This is a genomic window from Arthrobacter sp. UYCu511 (assembly GCF_040547105.1).
Taxonomy (GTDB): domain Bacteria; phylum Actinomycetota; class Actinomycetes; order Actinomycetales; family Micrococcaceae; genus Specibacter; species Specibacter psychrochitiniphilus.
In genome coordinates this window covers 481,500-501,693 of record NZ_JBEPPB010000001.1, presented here as the reverse complement: position 1 = coordinate 501,693, position 20,194 = coordinate 481,500, and the positions used below count along the sequence as shown (strand labels likewise).

The following is a 20,194-nucleotide window of genomic DNA, read 5'->3' as shown; positions in this document are numbered from 1 at the left end:
AACCTTCACCGGCGTCCCCGGCCGACAGAATCAACCTCTGGGCGGAGGTGCTTTCTCTCGGCTACTGACAGACTGGACCGATGCATAAACTAGCCATGGCCACTATGTTTTGGGGTTTTGAACGAGTGGGGAACCAGTGAAAAGAGCGATTTCCCTGCTTTGTATGTTCGTGGCAGCGGCGGTTCTGGCCACGGGCTGCACCAGCCTTTCAGTCCCGACGCACCCGTTTGATCATGAGCTGGTGGATGAGAGTTCCGTGGCAGTGCCAGTATCGGATCGCGGTGAGGTTGCACTCGTCGTCTCACGCTTGGAAGAATCGGGTTTCTTTTGCGCACAAGTACGTGCCAATAGCGACGCCGCCCAAGTTTGGTGTCGTGCGTCAGAGGACCCCGTGGGAAATGAGGTCGACAGATCGGCGACTTCGGTGAACATTGTTACAACCCGGGATGGCGTCATCCAGTATGCAGATATCTCGGCCAAAAGAGGTGGGCGCGACGGCGACTGGGACAGACTGCGCGAAGTGCTGGATGCTTCATTCCTGGCACTGTGGCACAGCGATGCGGCAAAGGTCCACAAAGTGATCACGGAGGTTGTCAGGGGCCCTAGGTTCTTCCCCGATGACCCGCACCCACCTGTCATAAAGGAGTTCAGCACCACGAACGCCAGCTACCTCGTTGCTGAAGGAGGGCTTGTCCCTAAATTCCGCCTCGTTACTTCTGCGGTTCAGGATCGAAGCTGGCCGTATGCGGCCAATGACTACGCAACGACGATGAAAGTAGCCGGCCCAGAGCTTGAATTGAGTGGATACAAGTGTTCTACACACTGGTCCTCACCGTGCAGAATGGGAGGTGGCCAGAGTTCCAACCAAGAAATTAGCTTCACAACTCCGAACCCAAACTTGAGCCTGGACGATCCGGATCAAATACTCACTGTGGATATGTTCAATCCTGGAACAACTGATGACGCCGACCTTGAGAGCTTGTCCTCTATCGGATTCCCTCAGGAGCTGCCGTTCCTAGTTCCTGCTGCTCGCGGTCCTGTCGAAGCGCAGATCGTGGCCACACAACGCACCGGCGAACCCTTCATCGGAATAGTAGCCGGGACGATCCTCATCGTCGAGCCACCAATTAACCTCCCCCGTGTCAGGACGGGGCCATTGCCAGTCAACGTAAGGATCGGGGTAGCCCCGATCAGCATCGTTGAATAACCGACCCAGAAGACCACTGCTCCCCGAAAGTTTGGGTTCCCGCGGTGTCCGGAGTCTACGGCTAACGGGAAACCCTCACCGGAAAGTACTCTAGTCGTGCCACAAGGCGGCCCGGCTCGCATGGTCAATTGCCGAAAAGCCCCATCAACAGCAGAACCAGAACACTACTGCCGCCAATAGCAGGACAAGAAATGATGCGATAACCCGGGACGGGCGGCGAGGCGTGACGAACATCGATCGAATAGCCGCTGCGGCTGAGAGCCCCGGGAGAAGTAACGCTCCGGCTAGCGTCAGCTGGCGCTGAAAAAGTACTGCGCTGAAGTTCCTTGTTTCGTAATCGTCGGGGTCAACACCGAAAAACCAGACGCCCAATGCCACGATTGTTGATACCAAAGACAAGCCCAACAATGCCCAAGCCAAGGCAAGCCATTTGTGGCCGCTCCATCGTTTCCCCATGCCTGTAATCCAACCACGAATCCTGAAATCAATGCGACTGGGCCTGTCAGAGCGTCTATGACTGTTCGTTTCGGGCGCCGCCATTCGCGGTCCTATTAGCAGAACCAGAAACGATTACCTCCTTGTACTTGGAACTCTTGTCACGTCCGAAAGAGGTGTGCCATTTAGGCATCGGCAAGGTGTATCGTAAGCCGGTCCACCACCGGCCAACATAGAGCTCCTGACCTGCATCATTGTGAAATTCAGCCCTGCGCCGTCCCGTATGACCCATCCGGCTAAGTGACCGGTAACGGGGCTTTATACGACACACTATTTCTCATATCTAAAATACTGATTGGCTACGCGCGCGTCTCAATTGAGGCGCAAGACCTGGCTGCCCTTGGTGTTGAGTCGGAACGAATCTATTTTGATCATTGCTCTAACGGCAGAAACAAGAATCGCGCAGGACTTCGCGAAGCCGTGGCCGTGGCCGCGGGCCGGGCCGGAGACACGTTCGTGGTTACCAAGCTCGACCGCTTGGCCCGATCCGTCCCGGACGCCCACCAAGTAGCCGGGTACCTCGCCGGTCGTGAAATAAAACTCAGCATCGGTAGCTCCGTCCATGACCCCACCGATCCCATGGGCAAACTATTCTTCAATGTCCTGGCGATGATCGCCGAATTCGAAGCCAGCCTCATCAGTATGCGCACCCGCGAAGGGATGAAGGTTGCCAAGGCCAACGGCGGACTCCGGGGAAACCAGCCAAAACTCACCGTGAAACAAGAGGCCCAGCTCCTGGAACTGCACGATGCGGGAGAATACGCCATGACCGAAATGGCCTAACTATTCTCCATCAGCCAATCCACAATCTACCGGGCCGTTGAACGCGGACAACGCAGGGCAGCCGAACCATTACGCTCCTGATAATTGTGCGGTCGACTTCTGACGGAGCCCACTCAGCACGAAGCCAGACTAAGCATCGGCGGCCCCATCCGCGATCCTACGGATCCCGACGGCCGGTGTAACCGTTCAAAGCCAGACTAAGCATCGACACACCCTCAACGTGTTTCCGTACCGATCCTCCTCGAACCCCATATCTTTCGCGCAATAGTGGGTAACACTTTTGCGATATGAGAAGTAACGTTATCTAGTTGTTTCATGTCTATCAGTAACAGGTCCGAGGAAATCGCTGGCATGTTAAAGCAGCAGGCCGCATTGATGCGTGCAGGAGATAAACTTCCCTCAGTCAGGGAGCTGTCAAAAACCTACGGCGCAAGCCCGGTAACCATCACACAGGCGATCACCGCGCTCTCCGCACTAGGTGTGGTGCGTGCTGAACCAGGCCGTGGAACCTTCGTGAACGGAAATAACACAGCGGGTGAATCCGACTACGCCTGGCAGTCCACGGCGCTGGGCCGTTCACGGGTTGATGCTGGCCGCGCCGGGCGGCTTAACGCCCAGGGAAGCGCCGATCATGTCCAGCTGTCATGGGGTTATTTGGCACCCGAACTTCAGCCCTTTGATGAATTGCGCACCTTGGGGGCCCGCTGCGCCAAGAGCCACCGGGCCTGGACCATGGCGCCTCCCATGGGCTTGCCGGACTTGCGCCGTGTGTTTGCCGCGGAACTCGGTGCCGATGTGGCAGACATGCTCATCATGCCCGGGGGCCAGCAATCGCTCGTGTTTGCCATGCGAACCCTCGCCGATCCGGGCACCACACTGATCACCGAAAGTCCCAGCTACCCCGGTGCCACCATCGCAGCCCAGGCAGCCGGGCTACACCTAGCCGCGGTACCCTCCGACGCCAACGGCATTCGCACCGATCATCTGGCCGAGACACTGGAACGCACCCGCGCCAAGCTCATCTATCTGCAGCCCTGCTACGCCAATCCCACAGGAGCGGTGCTGAGCCCGGAGCGGAGGGTTGAGGTGCTGGCTCTGGCCAAACAGTACGGTGCCTTCATCATTGAGGACGATTGGGCCAGGAACCTTGCTCTGGAGGGCACCGCCCCGCCACCTCTGTTCACCCAGGATCCTGACGGGCACGTGGTCTCCATCGCCACCCTCAGCAAGCCCGCCGCGCCAGGGCTCCGCGTGGGTGCCATTGCGGCACGGGGCCCTGCCGGTGAACGCCTTCGCACGGCACGGATTGCCGATGACATGTGTGTGCCACCGCTGGCACAGGAAATCGCCTTGGGATTGTTGAGCTCAGGGGCCTGGCCTCGGCACCTGAAACGGCTGCGTGCAGGACTACTCGAACGCCGGGACGCCATGGTGGCCGAGGTTCATGCCTCCATGCCCGGGGCTAGAATCACCAACATTCCCACCGGCGGCATCCATCTGTGGGTGCGTCTTCCGGAGGGCAGTGATTCGCTGGTTCTCACGGCAGCAGCCCACGCAGCTGGCGTGATGATTGGTGACGGGCGCCAGTTCTACGTGGATGAGCCCACGGCACCCCACATTCGTCTCTCGTTCAGTGCTGCCTCGATCGCCCAGATTGGCGTGGGTGTGCGGCGCGTGGCATCCCTCTTGTGATCTAGTCATCGGGATACTGATACAGCCCTAAGCTGATAGCCGCAAACCTCCCCATTGAGGCGTTGCTGGGGCATAGTTGGCACAGTGAGCTGTTTCAGAACACAGTGAACATCGATGACAAGGGCAACACCATGAAGTTTCACACCCTGGGCAGCAGCGGCACCGTAGTCTCCAACTACGCGCTGGGCACCATGACCTTCGGAGCCGAGGCCGATGAGTCCACCTCCCACTCCATCCTGGACACTTATGTTGGTGCAGGAGGCAACTTCATCGACACCGCCGATGTTTACACGGCCGGAGCCTCGGAGAGCATCATAGGCCGTTGGTTGGCCCAACGTCCCGAGGCGAGGGACGCCGTCGTACTTGCCAGCAAGGGGAGGTTCCCCACAGGCACTGCCCCGAACGACGTCGGAACCTCCCGCCGGCATTTGACGCGCGCCTTGGATGCCTCCTTGCGCAGGCTCGGTGTGGAACAGATTGACCTGTATCAATTGCACGCCTGGGACCCCATCACGCCCCTGGAGGAGACGCTGCGCTTTCTCAACGATGCTGTCAGTAGCGGGAAGATCGGCCACTACGGGTTCTCGAACTTTCTGGGCTGGCAGCTGACCAAGGCGGTTCATGTGGCTGCTGCGCACGGGTGGAACCCGCCGCTGACATTGCAGCCGCAGTACAGCCTGTTGAGCCGGGAGATTGAGCTGGAGATTGTCCCGGCTGCTCTGGATGCTGGTGTTGGGCTGTTGCCGTGGTCGCCGTTGGCCGGTGGATGGCTAAGTGGAAAGTACCAACGGGATGTGGCTCCGGCCGGTGCTACCCGGTTGGGCGAAAACCCGCAGCGTGGCATGGAAGCGTGGGCGGAACGCAATGCGAACCCGCATACGTGGGAGGTGGTGGGTGCCGTAGCGCAGGTGGCCGCTGCCCACGGTGTCAGCTCATCACAGGTAGCACTGGCCTGGCTTGCGGACCGTCCCACCGTCACCTCGGTGATCTTGGGCGCGCGGACCCTTACGCAGTTGTCCCAGAATCTGGGTGCGGCGAATCTGGTGCTAAGTGACGAGGACAAGAAAAACCTCACGCTGGCCAGCGAGCCCCAAGTAGGCGTTTACCCGTATGGACCCAAGGCTCAGGAGCAGCGGAGCAGGAAAATTACTGGAGGCCGGTGAGGGTAGACGGTGCTTTGTGCAAGGGCGCCAGCGGCGCCAGTTTGTCCATCTGGACGTGCGTGACGAGGCCAGCTGGGATGAGGCCATGACGCAGGTGGTGACAGCATTGGGAGGGCTGGACATACTGGTCAACAATGCAGGCATGGAGGTGACAAGCCTGCTGATTGATTTTGATCCGGAGGACCTGCGCAGAATGCTTGAGGTCAACTGCATCTACCCGGGGCTGATTGGCAACCCCATAGGTATGAAGCTAGCCACCGACGTCGTAGAGATTGGACTGTTCCCTCATATGGAAACAGCCGTGGGCTCCGTAGTGAGGCTGACACCGCTGGGACACTTGGGCCAACAAACGGATATGGCCAACGCGGTGGTCTTCCTCGCCGCCTGGACCCGCTACCGTGACACCGCGGAAGAGGCTGCCGTGAGCATGGCACTCGAAGAGCCGAGCTTCAAGATAGTGCGCTCGCGGACATCGCCGGGTGGGGATCGCAGGCATACGGTAACGGTAATTCATGCTCGGTGGTTCCACTACGGGCCAACCCACTGTGAGGGGAACGCGACTAGTCCCGTCAGCCCAACGGTCTGCTGGACTCTTGGGTGAAGCGGCCTGATTGCCGCAGGGCTCGGACTGCAGCCGTGAACTGTTGGCTGTCACCGTTGAGCGCGAAGTGGTCAGGGGTAATGTAGCTAACATGAACAGCAGTTTCGGGCGCATCGCCCTCATCGCCATCGGTCTGCTCGCTGTGATCATCGGTGGAGTATTTGCCGGGCAGGGAATGAACCTGATCCCGGGAAGTTTTATGACCGGTAACCGAATGTGGTTCTCCATCGGGCTGATCGTCGCGGGAGTCGGCATCATCCTTGTGGTGCTCGGCCTACGCCGGCCCAAGGCCGGACGCCCGAACAAATGAGGCCCGTGTCTTGGGCAAACTAGGGGTACAAGGCCGTGTCCAAGCCAAGCCGTGGTGCACGCCTATGAAAAGGGGCTGGTCCAGCCGGCCCGGGGGAGAGAGAATTAGCTATGCGCTACACACTTCTATTGCACTATCCGGAACAAGACCCGGAGGATCTCGATGAGGCGGCCATGGCCGAAGCTCAGCAAGCCATGTCACGGTACGCGGCCGCGCTCCATCAGGCCGGAATCTTGCGGGAAGCCCAAATCCTTCAGCCCTCTGCCAATACCACCACACTGACCCTGGTCAGTGGAATTGCACATGCACAAGACGGTCCGTTGGCGGGGACAACGATGGCTCTGGGCGGACTCGTCGTCATTGAGGTGCCCACCTTGGATGCGGCCCTTGACTGGGCCCGGCGTTCGCCGTCGCTGGCATGGGGCGATGTGGAAGTCCGCCCAGGCGCAGTCCACGTGGCCAGCGGCGCCTGGGTACCCAGCAGCTGACTGCCCCGAAGACCCATGGATGAAGACCCGTGGATCTGAACAAACTTGCTCGGCCTCAGAACGCTCAATCAGCGTGGTTCTGGCAGTCCCAGCAGTGCGTTTTCTACCAGCTCGGACAGTGCCGGATGGATCCAGTATTGCCCGCGGGCCACCTCCTTGGCGGTTTGGCCAAAGTGCATTGCCTGAATTAGTGGCTGAATCACGGTGGCCGCCTCCGGCCCAATCACATGCGCGCCTAGCAGCAGGCCCGTGGAGGGATCAGCCAGCACCTTCAGGAAATGGCCGCTGTCCTCGCGTGCCCAGCCCGCCGCAATGTCCGCATAAGCCTGCACCTTCACCACATAGGGGATGCCAGCCTTCTGCGCGTGCGCCTCGGTGAGTCCCACCGAGGCGATCTGCGGATCTGTGAACACGGCTGCGGGCACAAAACGGTGGTCTGAACTAATCGGCGTGTCAGGATTCGCCAAGTTGTGTTTGACCACCTTGGCCTCATGGTTCGCCACATGCTTAAGCTGGAACTTGGAGGAAATATCACCCAGCGCATAAATACCGTCAACCCCGGTTTGCTGATACTCATCCACCACCACCCGGCCTTGATCATCGAGAACCACCCCGGTTTTCTCCACGTCCAAGTGCGCCCCGTTCGGCTTGCGTCCGGTGGCGATCAGCAGCACATCCGCCGCCACCTTGCCTGGCCCTTCTGGCCCCGTTACCTCAAGCACCACGCCGTCCGCCGATTGCTTAAAACCTGTCACCGTGGTCTCCAGAAGAACCGTGTAGCGTGCCGCGGCCTCCTTCGTGAACTGGGCGGAGACCTCATCATCTTGGGACTTCAACAGGCGTTTCCCACGAGCCAGCTGGGTAACGTGAACGCCAAAGGAGGAAAAGACGTGCGCAAATTCCGCAGCAATATAGCCTCCGCCCAGAATCACGATGCTCGCTGGCAACTCCTCCAAACGCATGATGGTGTCCGAGGTATGAACCGTATTACTCATGGCCAACTCCGCGCCGGTGGGCAGGCCCGCAAGCTGTGGAACTACGGCATGGGAACCTGCGGCCAAAACAAAGCGCTCGCCGGTCACCGCAGCGGTGCCGCCGTGGTGCAGGTCAATGTGTAGGGCCTTGTGCCCCGTGAACCGGCCACGTCCGGCAAAAACAGTAATATTGGGGCATTCCGGGCCCTCGCGGTATGCGCGCCCGCCGTCCTCAATGGCATCGATGCGGCCAAAGATCCGGTCCCGGATGCCGGGCCAATCCACGGCATTGAGTTGTGCGTCAACGCCGAGCGCACGTCCGTGCCGTGCGGCGTCGGCCAGTTCAGCGGGGTGGACGAACATTTTCGTGGGGATGCAGCCCACATTCAGGCAGGTTCCGCCGAACAAGCCGTCCTCGACAATGGCAATGTTCAAGTGTTCGAATTCCGGACCGGGAATAGAATTGCCGGATCCGGTACCAATAATTACGAGGTCAAAGTGGGACATGGTCCAAGGCTACAGTTCCGGTGTGAAAAGTGCGTGCCAGCCAACGGTTTGTCTCGAAGGTTCCCGCGCGGGCTGCCTCATAAAAGGGTGAGATTGGCTCCACGGTGGGTTAGTGGCCGGGCTTCGGGGTCTGTGCGGGAGCCGGTCATTGGGTGCGTGAAATGTGAGCTGCGCAACTTGATGCGATCAGAAATTGACTCTAAGCTCATAAAAAGTGAACGGAAGTTCACTTTGATTCACGCAGGCACACTCACACACTCAACACACGTTCACTAGGACGGCGATGAATCCACCAGAACCCACCTAGCGAACGCATCCGGGCGCGCCAGTCCGTGATCGCCGGTCTGTTCTACCGCTTTGCCACCACCACAGCTGCCACGGATGCTAGAGCCGCCCCTTCACTATCTCTTCCGAAACCCCTAAGAGGCACCATGAGCAACAACACCGAACCAGCCGGAACCACCCGCACCGGTACAGACAGCGCCCAACTCTCGGACGTCCTGAACCTCGATGCGCTGCTCAGTGAGGAGGAACTGAACTTACGGCGCACAGTGCGCCGTTTTGTCGATGAACGCATCCGGCCCAACATTGCCACGTGGTACGAGGACGCCGTGTTCCCTACGGAAATTGTGCAGGAAATGGGGGCTCTGGGCCTGTTGGGCATGCATTTGCAGGGGTATGGATGTCCTGGCCGCTCCGCCGTCGAATATGGCATTGCCGCCATGGAGTTGGAGGCCGGCGATTCTGGGTTGCGAACCTTTGTCAGCGTGCAGGGGTCTTTGGCCATGAGCGCCATCCATAAGTGGGGTTCCGAAGAGCAAAAGAAGCACTATCTGCCCGGCATGGCCAAAGGTGAGATCATCGGCTGCTTTGGTTTGACCGAGCCCACTGCCGGATCCGATCCCTCCTCCATGGCAACCTTTGCCCGGCGGGACGGCGATGAGTGGATTTTGAACGGCGCCAAACGCTGGATCGGGTTGGCCTCGATAGCCCAGATCGCGGTAATCTGGGCCCAGACGGACGACGGCGTACGCGGCTTCTTGGTGCCCACTGACACCCCGGGTTTCACAGCGACTCCCATACAAGGCAAACTCTCCATGAGGGCCTCGATTCAATGTGAACTTAGCTTCGAGGACCTCAGGCTGCCCGGCGAGGCCCTGCTCCCGGGTGCCAAGGGCCTGCGCGCACCCTTCGCCTGCCTCAACGAGGCCCGCTACGGGATTATTTGGGGCACCATGGGTGCCGCGCGGGACAGTTATGAAGCGGCGCTGGCCTATTCACTGCAACGCCAGCAGTTCAACAAGCCACTGGCCGCCTACCAAATCACGCAGCAAAAGCTCGTTGACATGCTCCTGGAAATCCAAAAGGGCACCCTGCTGGCCATCCACACGGGACGTATGAAGGACGCCGGAACTTTGGAACCTGTGCAGATCTCGGTCGGCAAATTGAACAATTGCCGCGAGGCCATCAAGATCTGCCGCGATGCCCGGGCCATTCTGGGCGGCAATGGAATTACTCTGGACTACTCGCCGCTGCGCCACGCTAACAACCTTGAATCTGTGCGCACCTATGAGGGCACCGACGAGGTTCACACCTTGATTCTGGGGAACCATATCACCGGCATACCCGCCTTCCGCTAACTTCACCAAGAACTTCGAAACCATCTCCGGCCAAGTGACTCATGGCGTGGGGATCGTTAGAATCAACCGGCCCGGGGGAGTTGAGCCGATGAGCCGAGCCTCCGAAGTCATGGGGATCGGCCCCGTCTTTTCATCCGCTAGGTCCTGTGCCTTCATGATGGGAACAGATAGAGGGGCCGCAACAGGAGATTGTGCAGCGCGGAATGGCGACATTGTAGGGGGCGCCGGGCAAAGTACGGCCGAAGCCCACGCCTACACGTCGCAGCTCCTAATCGAGACCGGGCGCCATGGTGTGCATGAATTTCTCGATGTGCACCTGCAGTGCGGCCATGCGTTCTGCCTTCGCCGCCTCCACATCGAAGCCAAGGTAGGCCGGCGGCGCCGGGCGGCGGACGTTGGTGGAGCACTCAAAGTTGGCGCACATCAGGGTAGCAAGGGTGTTTCCGTTTCGTCCAGCGGCGCCGGGACGCTTGGCAGTGAAGTACACAACGTCGTTGGGAAGGGTTACGTCTTCGCACCAGGCGCATTGGGCGCGCGAACGAATCCGGCCCTCGACGTGGCGGAAGAGGATACCCCGCGGGGTGCCGTCAACCCACGCGATCACATAGCCAAGAGCGGGGTATTTGCGGTCGCGCCAACCGATGAAATCTTGTCCGTCCCACTTGAGAGATTCAAAGTTTTCTGGGAGGTTGAGGTTGTTGCGCTCTCGTTGGGAAGCGTTCATGAATGAAGCGCGAATCTGGGTTTCTGTCAGGGCAAGCATGGGTGTTGGGCCTTTTCTGTCCGGCCGGTGCACTGCCTACAGCAGTGGCTGGCACAAGAGTTGAGGAGATCCCGCAGGGGCGCACATAGAAGTAGAGGCGGGGAACTGTGCGCACAGCGCAGCAGTTGAATACGGGGAAGGGAAGGCTATCTGCCGCCGGCGCAAGAACAGCCGGCGACCTCCAAACGACCCACGGGGCCAAAACTCACTGATGAAAACAACACAAGAACGATCCTATACCCGCGCCGAGAATGTGGGCCCCATTCAGTTTGCCGTATCAGCTGTCCGGGTGGGCAACGGGTGAGCGTTGCGCCGGTGGGCTTTCCTGTTCCAACCACGTCTTGATGATGGTCCAGCCAACAGCGGTGAGTGGAACTGCCAGCAAGGCTCCCACCAGCCCGGCCAGGGTGGAACCCGCCGCCAAGGCCAGAAGGATGACCAGACCATGAATGCTCAACACCTTGCCCATCAACAGTGGCTGGAGCAGATGGTGTTCAAGCTGGTTGACGCCGACGATGATCGCAAGAACAACCAGTGCCGCGATGGGGCCGTTGAAGATTAAGGCAACGAGAACTGCCAAGGAGCCGGCGACTGTGGCGCCGATGATGGGGATAAAGCCCCCAATGAACACAAACACGCCCAGCGGCACGGCCAGGGGAATCTGCATGATGGCCACGGCAATGCCCACAATAAGACCGTCAATAAGGGCAATCAGGGAGGTTCCCCGCAGATACCCGCCCAGCACCACGGTACTGCGTTCGGCAGCCGTATGAGCTTTTCTGCGCTGGCGGGGAGGGAGGAAACCGAAGAGGAAATCACGGATCTTCTGCCCGTCCTTGAGGAAGAAGAACAAAATGACGGCCATCAGGACCGCACCAACACCTATTTCTCCGGCAACACGCAGTCCCGTCAGCGCTTCTGTTCCGAAGGCGCTGCTGGTGATGAACTTCTGCACGGATTCCCGGATGGAGTTTATCTGTGCGTCGGAAATGGGGTAGGGACCGTTGTTCAAGAAGCTGTGGAGCTGATCGATGCCATCATCTGCCCTCGAGACCAAGTCTTGGGCCTGTGATCGGATCAGGAAGACAACGCCGGTGACCACCCCGCCGAAGACGGCCAGGATCCCAACGAATGCGGAAAGAACTGCCAGCGCCCTAGGCCAGTGGCGCTTGGTCAGCCAATGCACCAGCGGGCTGATCGCCGAGGCAAGAATCAGGGCGATGAGGACCGGAATGATAACCACCGGAACCCTCGTGGCTGCCCAGAGGACAACCGAGGCGAAGGCCAGAATGAGTAATGCCTGCGCCGAGCGGATCGCGGTCCGCCCGAATCCATCCCGCCAGATCCCCACCCGGTCCTGCGGCAGTGAGCCTCGGGTTGGCGGGGTGGGTGTAGTAGGCATGAGTCACTCTCGTGGTCGTCGGTGTTCGTTGAAGTTGGAATCAGCGCGAAAGCGGTGATCGGGCTGTGTCTACCCGTCAACTTTTTTCACATCGCTCTGCTGATACTCTCCGGGACTCACGCTGGCCCGAAAACAACCGAGCGTTAACGAATATACCCCCGAAACTAAACGAGCGTCAGTTCTCCTTTCTCCGTCGTCCGCAGATCAGCAGCACTATACCCAACAGCGCCACCGCTGCCAGCACCGCCGGGCCGAACCGTTTGGCCAGCACTGGCAATACCGTCTGGCCCAAGTCCAGTTCCGGCGCCGAGGCCCTGGTTGGTGGCGGGGCGAGTGTTTTGCTTTCGGCAGGCTCGGCCAGTGCTTCAGCTTCCACCACCGGAACGGGCTCTACCGCATCTTCGGGCGGGCCTTCTGCCTTGCTGATGACGCACTGCACAAATTGCTCCAGCAGCTTGTCCGAGATGTCCTGGATGACGCCACGGCCAAATTGTGCCGGTTTGCCTGTGACATTCATGGTGGTGGAGACATCCACCGTGGTCCCGTCCCCGTCCGCTCTCAGCACAGCCGTCACGGTGGCGCCGGCGGTACCATTACCGCGTTTGTCCTTCCCCGTGGCCGCGATGATAACGGTGTGTGTGGCCTCGTCGCGCGATAAATACTCTCCCGTCCCGGCGTACAGCATGGCGATGGGCCCCAGTTTAATCTTGACCGTGCCGGTGAACGTGTCCCCGTCCACCCCGGTCAGTGTGGCCCCGGGAAAGCATGGGGCAATCTCCTCCAGCTGGTTGAAGGAGCGCCACGTGGCTTCCAGCGACGACGGCACAGCGAAGTGATGGTTGAGTTCCATGCCCTTACCCCCTTGTCCCTTGAAGCCCGACGGCGGCCAGCACTGCGCGCCGTGCCACCACGGTTGCGAGGTGGCGTCGGTAGGCGGCATCCCCGTTGAGGTCGCTGGCCGGATCAGTTCCTTCTGCGGCGTGCGCACAGGCTGCGGCAATTGCCTCCGCATCCACGGCGCACCCTGCAAGCGCGGCCTCGGTGGCAAAAGCCCGCAGGGGAGTGCTGGCCATGTTGGTCAACCCCAGGCGGGCCTCGGCGATCACGCCGCCCTCCACTCGGACCAGTGCAGCGACGGCCACAATGGACCATTGCTGGGCCACGCGTGTGAACTTTTCATAGTGGGATCCCCAACCATCGAACTTTGGCACGGTGATGCTGGTGAGGATCTCGCCTTCCTCCACGGCCGTGGTGAAGTAGCCCTGGAAGAAGCCAGCCGCCTCTACGGAGCGGGGGCCAGCGGGGCCGGTGATATTGAAAACAGCATCCATGGCCAACGCGGGTGCTGGCATGTCACCGGCCGGATCGGCGTGTACCAAGGCGCCGCCGAAGGTGCCGCGATGCCTCACCTGCGGATCCGCCACCGTGGCCGCCGCTTGGGAAAGTAGCGGCACGTGGGCGGCAATCAGGGGGTCGGTGGCCATCACATGGTGCGGGGTCATGGCACCAATCGTCAGGGAACTACCGTTATCCGTAATGCCAGACAGGCCCGGGATACGCCCCAAATCAACCACCAGGGAAGGGTCTGCCAAGCGCAGCTTCATGACGGGAATCAAGCTTTGGCCCCCGGCGAGCAGTTTGACATCGTCCCCGGAAGCGTCGGCTCCTGCGAGCAGGGCCAGGGCCTCCTCAACGGTGGTGGGCGCGGCGTAATCAAATGCGCTGGGGATCATTGCACACCTCCGGTGGACTTGGCTTCCTGCAGGGCATGCCATACACGCGAGGGTGTGCACGGCATTTTGATGTCGGTGACGCCGAGGTGGCGGATGGCGTCCAGCACCCCGTTGACAATGGCGGGGGTGGAGGCAATGGTGCCGGCCTCGCCCACTCCCTTGGCGCCGAGTTGGTTACTCGTGGCCGGGGTCTCTGTCCTGGCCGTGATGTAGTGCGGCAGATCGGGGGCACCGGGGACCAGGTAGTCCACAAAGGAACCCGAAACCAGGGTACCGGCGTCGTCGTAGACGGCCTCCTCATACAGTGCCTGGGAGATGCCTTGGGCCAGGCCGCCGTGCACCTGCCCCTCCACGATCATAGGGTTCACCACCACACCGATGTCATCCACGCACACATATTTGAGTACCTTGACCTGTCCGGTTTCAGTGTCCACCTCCATGGCCGCCAAGTGGGTGCCATGGGGGTAGGAGAAGTTGACAGGATCAAAGGTGGCTTCGGAGTCCAGATTGGGTTCCACACCGTCCGGCATGTTGTGGGCGGAGAACACCGCGAAGGCGATCTCGCTAAAGGACGTTGAGGTATCCGTGCCGCGGACGGTGAAGGCGCCATGGGTGAAGTCGAGGTCTTCCTCATTGGCCTCCATCAGGTGTGCGGCAATGACCTTGGCTTTTTCAATGACCTTGTCCGCCGCCGCCAGCACGGCCATGCCGCCCACCGTCAGGGAGCGGGAACCGTACGTGTCCAGTCCGCGCTGGGAGACCTGGGTGTCACCGTGGAGCACCTCGACGTTTTCAAAGGGCACGCCCAAGCGGTCGGCAACCAGCTGGCTCCAGGCGGTTTCATGTCCCTGCCCGTGGGCCGAGGAACCCGTCACAACCTCCACGTTCCCGGTAGGCAGCACCCGTACCTGGGCATGTTCCCAGCCGCCGGCTGCATAGTTCAAGGCACCCAGGACTCGGGAAGGGGCCAGACCGCACATCTCCGTGAACGTGGAGACACCGATGCCTAGTTGGATGGTTGCGCCGGCGTCGCGGCGGCGCTTTTGCTCGGCGCGCAGCCCGTCATAGTCGAAGAGAGCCACTGCTTTGGCTGTGGCAGCCTCATAGTTGCCGGTGTCGTACTCCAGCCCGGCCACCGTGGCGAACGGGAATTCGGTGTGCTTGATCCAGTTCTTCTCACGCAGCACCAGCGGGTCCATGTTCAACTCGGTGGCGAGCTCGTCCATCATCCGCTCAATCGCGAAGGTGGCCTCGGGCCGGCCAGCTCCGCGGTAGGCGTCGGTCCACGGCTTGTTGGTGAAGATGTTGTTGCACTCAAAACGGTAGGCCGGGAACTTGTAGATGGAGTTGTACATAAAAGCGCCCAGGATGGGGATACCGGAGGTGATCAAGCCCAGATAGGCGCCCATGTCCGCCAGCAGGTTCACGGAAAGACCGGTGACAATGCCCTCCTTCGTGGCGCCGATCTTCATCCTCTGTACCTGCGCCCGCCCGTGGTGGCCCACCTGCAGGGATTCACTGCGGGTCTCGGTGAACTTGCACGGTTTGCCCATGCGCCGGGCCGCCAACAAGGTGATGATCTCTTCCGGGGTGACCTGCAGCTTCCCACCAAAACCGCCGCCCACATCCGGTGCGATGACTCTGAGCTTGCTTTCCGGGATGCCCAGTGTCAACGCCAGCATCACACGCAGGATATGCGGGATCTGGGTGGCTGAGTACATGGTGATCTGCTCACCCGTGGGGTCAACCACGGTGGAGCGAGGTTCCATGAAGGCCGGAATAAGACGCTGCTGGTACAGGGTCCGCTCCACCACCACATCAGAGGCTGCCAAAGCATCCTCAATAGAGGTGCCCGTGCCAGCTTCCGCCGAATCAAAAACCCAGGTGGCCGACTTATTGGATTCCAGTGAAGTGTGCGCCAGAACCGCATCCGTGAATGCTTCCTCCAAGTCCATGACCACAGGCAGCTCGTCATAGTCGACATCAACAAGTTCAGCTGCGTCCCGTGCGGCGGCTGCGCTGCGGGCGATCACTACTGCCACAATCTCCCCGGCAAACGCGACTTCCTCAATGGCGACGGCAGGGTGTGCCGGCGCCTTTTGATCAGGGGTCACGGGCCAGGCGTTGGGTAATGAACCCTGCTCAGCAGCCAGATCGTCGCCGGTCAGGACCGCGAAAACGCCGGGGGCGGCCTTTGCTTCGGTGAGCTCAATGTTGGTGATTCTGGCGTGCGCGTAGGGGCTGCGGACCATGGCCAGGTGCAACATTCCCGGCAGCACCATGTTGTCTGTGTACCGGGAGCGGCCGGTGATCAGGCGGGCGTCCTCCTTGCGCAGGCGCGACTTGCCAATTTCGGGGCTGGGCCCGCTGGAGTGAGCGCTTTCTGTTGTGGTACTCATGACACACCTGCCGTTTCGCTATCATCGTCGGTGAGTTCGTCGGTGAGTTCCTTAGCCACCTCGTGGGTCAGGGATTCGGACACGCAGACTCCTGAATCCCCGTACTCCACACCGTCAGCCACAGATTTCACGGCAGCCACGATGTTCTGGTAGCCGGTGCACCGGCACAGATTCCCCTCCAGACCCTCCCGGATCTCGGTCTCGGTGGGATGCGGGTTTTCCTTGAGCAGTGACGCCGATTGCATGATCATCCCCGGAGTGCAGAAGCCACATTGCAGGGCGTGGCACTGGTGGAATGCCTCCTGCAGTGGTGCCAGCTTGCCGTTCTGCGCCATCCCCTCAATGGTGGTGACCTTGTGTCCGTCGGCCTGGACGGCAAACATGGTGCACGATTTCACGCTGACCCCGTCAAGATGGACGGTGCAGGCCCCACAGTTGGTGGTGTCGCAGCCAATCAACGTGCCGGTTTTGCCCAGCCGCTCACGGAGATACTGTACGAGCAAGAGCCGGGGTTCGACGTTATCGGTGTAACTAACGCCGTCAACTTCAACGCTGATGGATGTGGAACTCGCCATTGAGATCTCCTAATCGCTGTGGAGACCCAGCCCAATAGCCAGCCTCCAGCCCATGATGGCTCTTACGTTACATGACGGCATCGCAGAACGTTAGGGCGAAAAATCGGCTCCCTTGTGCTATTCTTCCGCGGGTTCAAGCTGAAGGTTCGGGTGCTCGGCGCCCTCATGGTCGGCATCGGCGAGGGGCACGTGATGAATGCGCACGTCCATGTGGCTCAGCCGTCCGCCCTTCCCGCCCCAGCGCAGTGAAATGATCTCTGCCGCAATGGACACGGCGGTTTCCTCCGGTGTGCGCGAGCCCAGATCCAGTCCGATAGGGCTTGAGAGCTTGTCAAGCTCGGCTGCGCTGAGCCCCGCCTCACGCAGCCGGTCCATCCGGTCATCGTGGGTTTTGCGTGAGCCCATGGCCCCCACATAGGCAACCTCGTGGCGCAGCGCCACCTCCAACAGGGGAACGTCGAACTTGGGGTCGTGGGTGAGCACGCAAATTACTGTCCGCGGGTCAATCAGTCCTGCATCAATTTGGCCTTGCAGGTACCGATGCGGCCATTCCACCACCACCTCATCCGCCACGGGGAAGCGGGCCTTCGTGGCGAAGACGGCACGGGCATCACACACGGTGACTCGGTAGCCTAAGAAGCTACCCTGTTTGGCCACGGCCGCGGCAAAATCAATGGCACCGAACACCAGCATGCGCGGCTGCGGGGCAAAACTGGCCACAAAAACCCGCATGCCGTCCCCGCGCCGTTCCCCGTCAGGACCGTACATCAGGGTTGTGTTGCGCCCGGCGGCCAGCAGGCCCATAACGTCATCGCTGACGGCGTGGTTGGCGCGGTCACTGCCCAGGCTCCCTTCAAATCCGTCAGGTCGTACCACCAGGTGCCGCCCCAGCCAGGCCGGGTTTGGGTGGTCTATCACGCTCACCACGGCAACGGGAACATCGGCGTCCACATCAGCGCCCACGCCGGGCAGTTCCGGGAAGGTCTTCAGTGAAACGGCCTCCACGAACACATCAATGATGCCCCCACAGGTCAGCCCCACCTCGAAGGCGTCATTGTCGGTGATACCGTACCGCTGCAGTTTGGGGGTGCCACTCTCAATCACCCCCGTGGCCAACTCGTAGAGAGCGCCCTCCACGCAGCCGCCCGAGACCGAACCCACCGCCCGGCCATCGGCGTCGACCATCATGGACGCCCCCGCGGGACGGGGCGCCGAGCGGAAAGTGCGCACCACAGTCCCCAGCCCCACGGTGTGCCCGGCCTCAACGGCGTCGATCAAATCCTTCAACACTTCACGCATTGCCCATCACAACCAACAACTCCTCGAAGCTTTTCAGCGAATGGCCCCCAATAAAGTAATCAACGTGCTCCAGGATGGCCTTAACTCCCTGCTGCACGGGTTCATAACCGGTTTTGCCCCGGTGCGGGTTGGCCCAGATAATGCACCGGGCCACATGGTGCAGACGTTCCACTTGGTGAGCCAGCAGTGTGGGGTCCCCGCGCTCCCACCCATCACTTGCCACAATTACGACGGCGGACCGGGCCATCGCGCGTTGGCCCCACCTATCGTTGAAGGCACGCAAAGCCTCTCCCAGCCGGGTGCCTCCGGACCAGTCGGGGACGGTGCGCCCGGCCATCGCCAGCGCGTCGTCGGGGTCGGGGATCCGTAGGGCAGCGGTCACCCGTGTCAGCCGGGTGCCTAGGGTAAACACCTCCACCTGGCGCGGACCGGCCTGGAGGACGCGGTGTGCCAGTCGCAACAGGCTGTCCGCGTAGGGGGCCATGGAACCGGAAACATCCACCAACCACACCACGTTGCGTGGTTTGGGTGGTGCCTTGGACCGGCGCAGCGGACCCGGTTCTCCAGCGCGGCGCAGCTGGTCCCGCAGAGTCCGCACCCTATCGATGCGCCCATGCCGGTCCGGGTGAAGGCGCCGGGAGCGCCGCGCTGGCAACGTCACGGCCAGTTCGGTGAACATCCGCTGCAGCAGGGCACGTTCGGCCGGATCAAGCGTTGGAATATCCCGGTGCCGCAGCAGTTCCCGCCGGCTGGCCACTGCCCGCAATGCCTCCTCGGCGGTTTCTTCGCCGCCGCTTGCGCCCTCGTCCGTCAGAGAGGCAGCCCTCACGGTGGTGGGAGCGCCCGCTTGGTGGGTGGCGGGAGCATGGCCCGGGGCAAACCAGGCCTCAAAAGTGCGCTGGTAGCGCTCCAGATCCTCCGGTGCGGCGCACAGTGTGGCCCGGCCAGCCCAAAAAACCTCCGCCCGGTTCTCTAACGAGAGTCTGGACACGGCCTCGAGAAAGCTTCGTGAGCGGTCAGCGGTGACTTTCACCCCGGCAGCGCGCAGGGCCGCGGCGAAGGCCAGCAGGATTTCCTCGGCCGAATGGGCGGTGGCGTTGAACCCCGCACCGCTTTGCTGCCGCTTTGACCGCGGTTCCGCCTGCGCCATGGGTCAACCCAGCATCCGGGCCAGGGCGGCGGAGACCCGTTCGGTGTCCTCACGGTACTTGCACAAGGCGCCGATACTGGCTGCGGCGGAGGCCAGGTCCAGTTCGGGGCTGCCTAGAAGGTGAAGGGCACGCGCCCAATCGAGTGTTTCGGCCACGCCCGGAGGCTTCATGATGTTCTCGGTGACCCGAATTTGCTGCACGGCACGGACCACTTGTTCGGCCAGCGGTGGCGGAACCTGGGGGAGTCTGGTGCGCACAATCTCCACCTCGCGGGCCAGCCCCGGGTGATCGATCCAGTGGTACAGGCAGCGGCGTTTGAGCGCATCATGGAGGTCCCGGGTCCGGTTGGAGGTCAGCACCACGATGGGCGGTGTTGCGGCCTTGACCGTGCCAAATTCGGGAATGGAAACCTGGTAGGTGGAGAGGACTTCGAGAAGGAACGCCTCAAATTCGTCGTCGGCACGGTCAATTTCATCGATCAGCAGCACGGCCGGGCTTTGCTGCAGCGCTTTCAATACTGGCCGGGCCAGTAGGAAGCGTTCATCGTAGAGCGAGTTTTCCAGTTCCGCTGTACGCAGGCTGTTGGCGCCGGGGGCCTTGTCACTTCCTGCCTCCACGCTGCGCAGGTGCAGGATCTGGGCGGTGAAATCCCAGTCATAGAGCGCCTGGGAGGCGTCGATGCCTTCATAGCATTGGAGCCGGATCAGTGGGATCTTCAATGCCTGGGCGAGGGCCTCTGCCAGCGCGGTTTTGCCAGTGCCGGGTTCGCCCTCCAGCAGCAGGGGCCGTTCCATGGCCAAGGCCAGGTAGCCGATGGTGGCCAGGCCCTCATCGGCCAAGTACCCGGTTTCGGCTAAGAGTGCGGCCAGCGCGGCGGCCGAGGTGATGGACGTGGAAGTCATGGCACCAGCATAGAACCCCAAGTCAACGCTCCCGCAGAAAAGGTGGGTTTTTGGCCAACGCTCCCGCAGGCCCGAGCACTCCAGCAGGCCCGAGCACTCCAGCAGACCAG

General features: G+C 61.1%; 18 protein-coding genes and 1 pseudogene. 8 read left to right on the top strand and 11 right to left on the bottom strand.

Going from position 1 to position 20,194, the window contains the following annotated elements; genetic code table 11:
• Positions 1-424: 424 nt before the first annotated feature.
• Positions 425-1,207, top strand: coding sequence for a hypothetical protein (locus ABIB48_RS02310; RefSeq protein ID WP_146213097.1), 783 nt, complete (start codon positions 425-427; stop codon positions 1,205-1,207).
• A 144-nt stretch (positions 1,208-1,351) separates the two neighbouring features.
• Here ABIB48_RS02310 and ABIB48_RS02305 read toward each other — a convergent pair whose 3' ends face one another.
• Positions 1,352-1,663: a hypothetical protein gene (locus ABIB48_RS02305; RefSeq protein ID WP_354211728.1), complete on the bottom strand. Its 312-nt coding sequence runs from the start codon at positions 1,661-1,663 to the stop codon at positions 1,352-1,354.
• Positions 1,664-1,981: 318 nt separating this feature from the next.
• On the opposite strand from ABIB48_RS02305, the pseudogene ABIB48_RS02300 reads away from it, so the two are divergent.
• The 6 genes and pseudogenes from ABIB48_RS02300 to ABIB48_RS02275 form a co-directional block, all read left to right on the top strand.
• A pseudogene (locus tag ABIB48_RS02300) lies at positions 1,982-2,482 on the top strand (recombinase family protein); the annotation flags it as partial.
• A 318-nt stretch (positions 2,483-2,800) separates the two neighbouring features.
• Positions 2,801-4,177 carry an aminotransferase-like domain-containing protein gene (locus ABIB48_RS02295; RefSeq protein ID WP_354211726.1) on the top strand — a complete coding sequence of 459 codons (1,377 nt, stop codon included), beginning with the start codon at positions 2,801-2,803 and terminating at the stop codon, positions 4,175-4,177.
• A gap of 131 nt (positions 4,178-4,308) precedes the next feature.
• On the top strand, positions 4,309-5,340 hold the full coding sequence (locus tag ABIB48_RS02290; RefSeq protein WP_354211724.1) for an aldo/keto reductase: 1,032 nt from the start codon (positions 4,309-4,311) through the stop codon (positions 5,338-5,340).
• A 16-nt stretch (positions 5,341-5,356) separates the two neighbouring features.
• Positions 5,357-5,941 (top strand): SDR family oxidoreductase, encoded by a 585-nt coding sequence (locus ABIB48_RS02285; protein WP_354211722.1) that lies wholly within the window; start codon positions 5,357-5,359, stop codon positions 5,939-5,941.
• A 91-nt stretch (positions 5,942-6,032) separates the two neighbouring features.
• Positions 6,033-6,251: a hypothetical protein gene (locus ABIB48_RS02280; RefSeq protein WP_146213056.1), complete on the top strand. Its 219-nt coding sequence runs from the start codon at positions 6,033-6,035 to the stop codon at positions 6,249-6,251.
• A gap of 110 nt (positions 6,252-6,361) precedes the next feature.
• Positions 6,362-6,739 (top strand): YciI family protein, encoded by a 378-nt coding sequence (locus tag ABIB48_RS02275; RefSeq protein ID WP_110106849.1) that lies wholly within the window; start codon positions 6,362-6,364, stop codon positions 6,737-6,739.
• Between the two features lie 68 nt (positions 6,740-6,807).
• Here ABIB48_RS02275 and ABIB48_RS02270 read toward each other — a convergent pair whose 3' ends face one another.
• On the bottom strand, positions 6,808-8,220 hold the full coding sequence (locus ABIB48_RS02270) for a mycothione reductase (protein ID WP_354211719.1): 1,413 nt from the start codon (positions 8,218-8,220) through the stop codon (positions 6,808-6,810).
• Positions 8,221-8,651: 431 nt separating this feature from the next.
• Between ABIB48_RS02270 and ABIB48_RS02265 the strand changes: the two genes are divergently transcribed.
• A complete protein-coding gene (locus ABIB48_RS02265) occupies positions 8,652-9,860 on the top strand; it encodes an acyl-CoA dehydrogenase family protein (RefSeq protein WP_354211717.1) in 1,209 nt (402 codons plus the stop codon).
• A gap of 268 nt (positions 9,861-10,128) precedes the next feature.
• Here ABIB48_RS02265 and ABIB48_RS02260 read toward each other — a convergent pair whose 3' ends face one another.
• The 9 genes from ABIB48_RS02260 to ABIB48_RS02220 form a co-directional block, all read right to left on the bottom strand.
• A complete protein-coding gene (locus ABIB48_RS02260; RefSeq protein ID WP_315915319.1) occupies positions 10,129-10,623 on the bottom strand; it encodes an FBP domain-containing protein in 495 nt (164 codons plus the stop codon).
• 277 nt (positions 10,624-10,900) lie between these two features.
• Positions 10,901-12,025 carry an AI-2E family transporter gene (locus tag ABIB48_RS02255; RefSeq protein ID WP_315915320.1) on the bottom strand — a complete coding sequence of 375 codons (1,125 nt, stop codon included), beginning with the start codon at positions 12,023-12,025 and terminating at the stop codon, positions 10,901-10,903.
• Between the two features lie 175 nt (positions 12,026-12,200).
• Positions 12,201-12,875, bottom strand: coding sequence for an SRPBCC family protein (locus ABIB48_RS02250; protein ID WP_354211714.1), 675 nt, complete (start codon positions 12,873-12,875; stop codon positions 12,201-12,203).
• 4 nt (positions 12,876-12,879) lie between these two features.
• Positions 12,880-13,758: an FAD binding domain-containing protein gene (locus tag ABIB48_RS02245; RefSeq protein WP_354211712.1), complete on the bottom strand. Its 879-nt coding sequence runs from the start codon at positions 13,756-13,758 to the stop codon at positions 12,880-12,882.
• The gene (locus ABIB48_RS02240) at positions 13,755-16,157 is read right to left on the bottom strand and encodes a xanthine dehydrogenase family protein molybdopterin-binding subunit (RefSeq protein WP_354211710.1); all 2,403 of its coding nucleotides are present in this window, start codon (positions 16,155-16,157) and stop codon (positions 13,755-13,757) included. The genes ABIB48_RS02245 and ABIB48_RS02240 overlap by 4 nt, the downstream gene beginning before the upstream one ends.
• Positions 16,154-16,732: a (2Fe-2S)-binding protein gene (locus ABIB48_RS02235; protein ID WP_110106841.1), complete on the bottom strand. Its 579-nt coding sequence runs from the start codon at positions 16,730-16,732 to the stop codon at positions 16,154-16,156. Before ABIB48_RS02235 ends, ABIB48_RS02240 begins: the two co-directional genes overlap by 4 nt.
• A 117-nt stretch (positions 16,733-16,849) precedes the next feature.
• Positions 16,850-18,031, bottom strand: a complete 1,182-nt coding sequence (locus ABIB48_RS02230) for an XdhC family protein (protein ID WP_354211707.1) — start codon at positions 18,029-18,031, stop codon at positions 16,850-16,852.
• Positions 18,024-19,181 (bottom strand): vWA domain-containing protein, encoded by a 1,158-nt coding sequence (locus ABIB48_RS02225; protein WP_354211705.1) that lies wholly within the window; start codon positions 19,179-19,181, stop codon positions 18,024-18,026. Before ABIB48_RS02225 ends, ABIB48_RS02230 begins: the two co-directional genes overlap by 8 nt.
• Positions 19,182-19,184: 3 nt before the next feature.
• Positions 19,185-20,084, bottom strand: coding sequence for an AAA family ATPase (locus tag ABIB48_RS02220; RefSeq protein WP_354211703.1), 900 nt, complete (start codon positions 20,082-20,084; stop codon positions 19,185-19,187).
• Positions 20,085-20,194 lie beyond the last annotated feature (110 nt).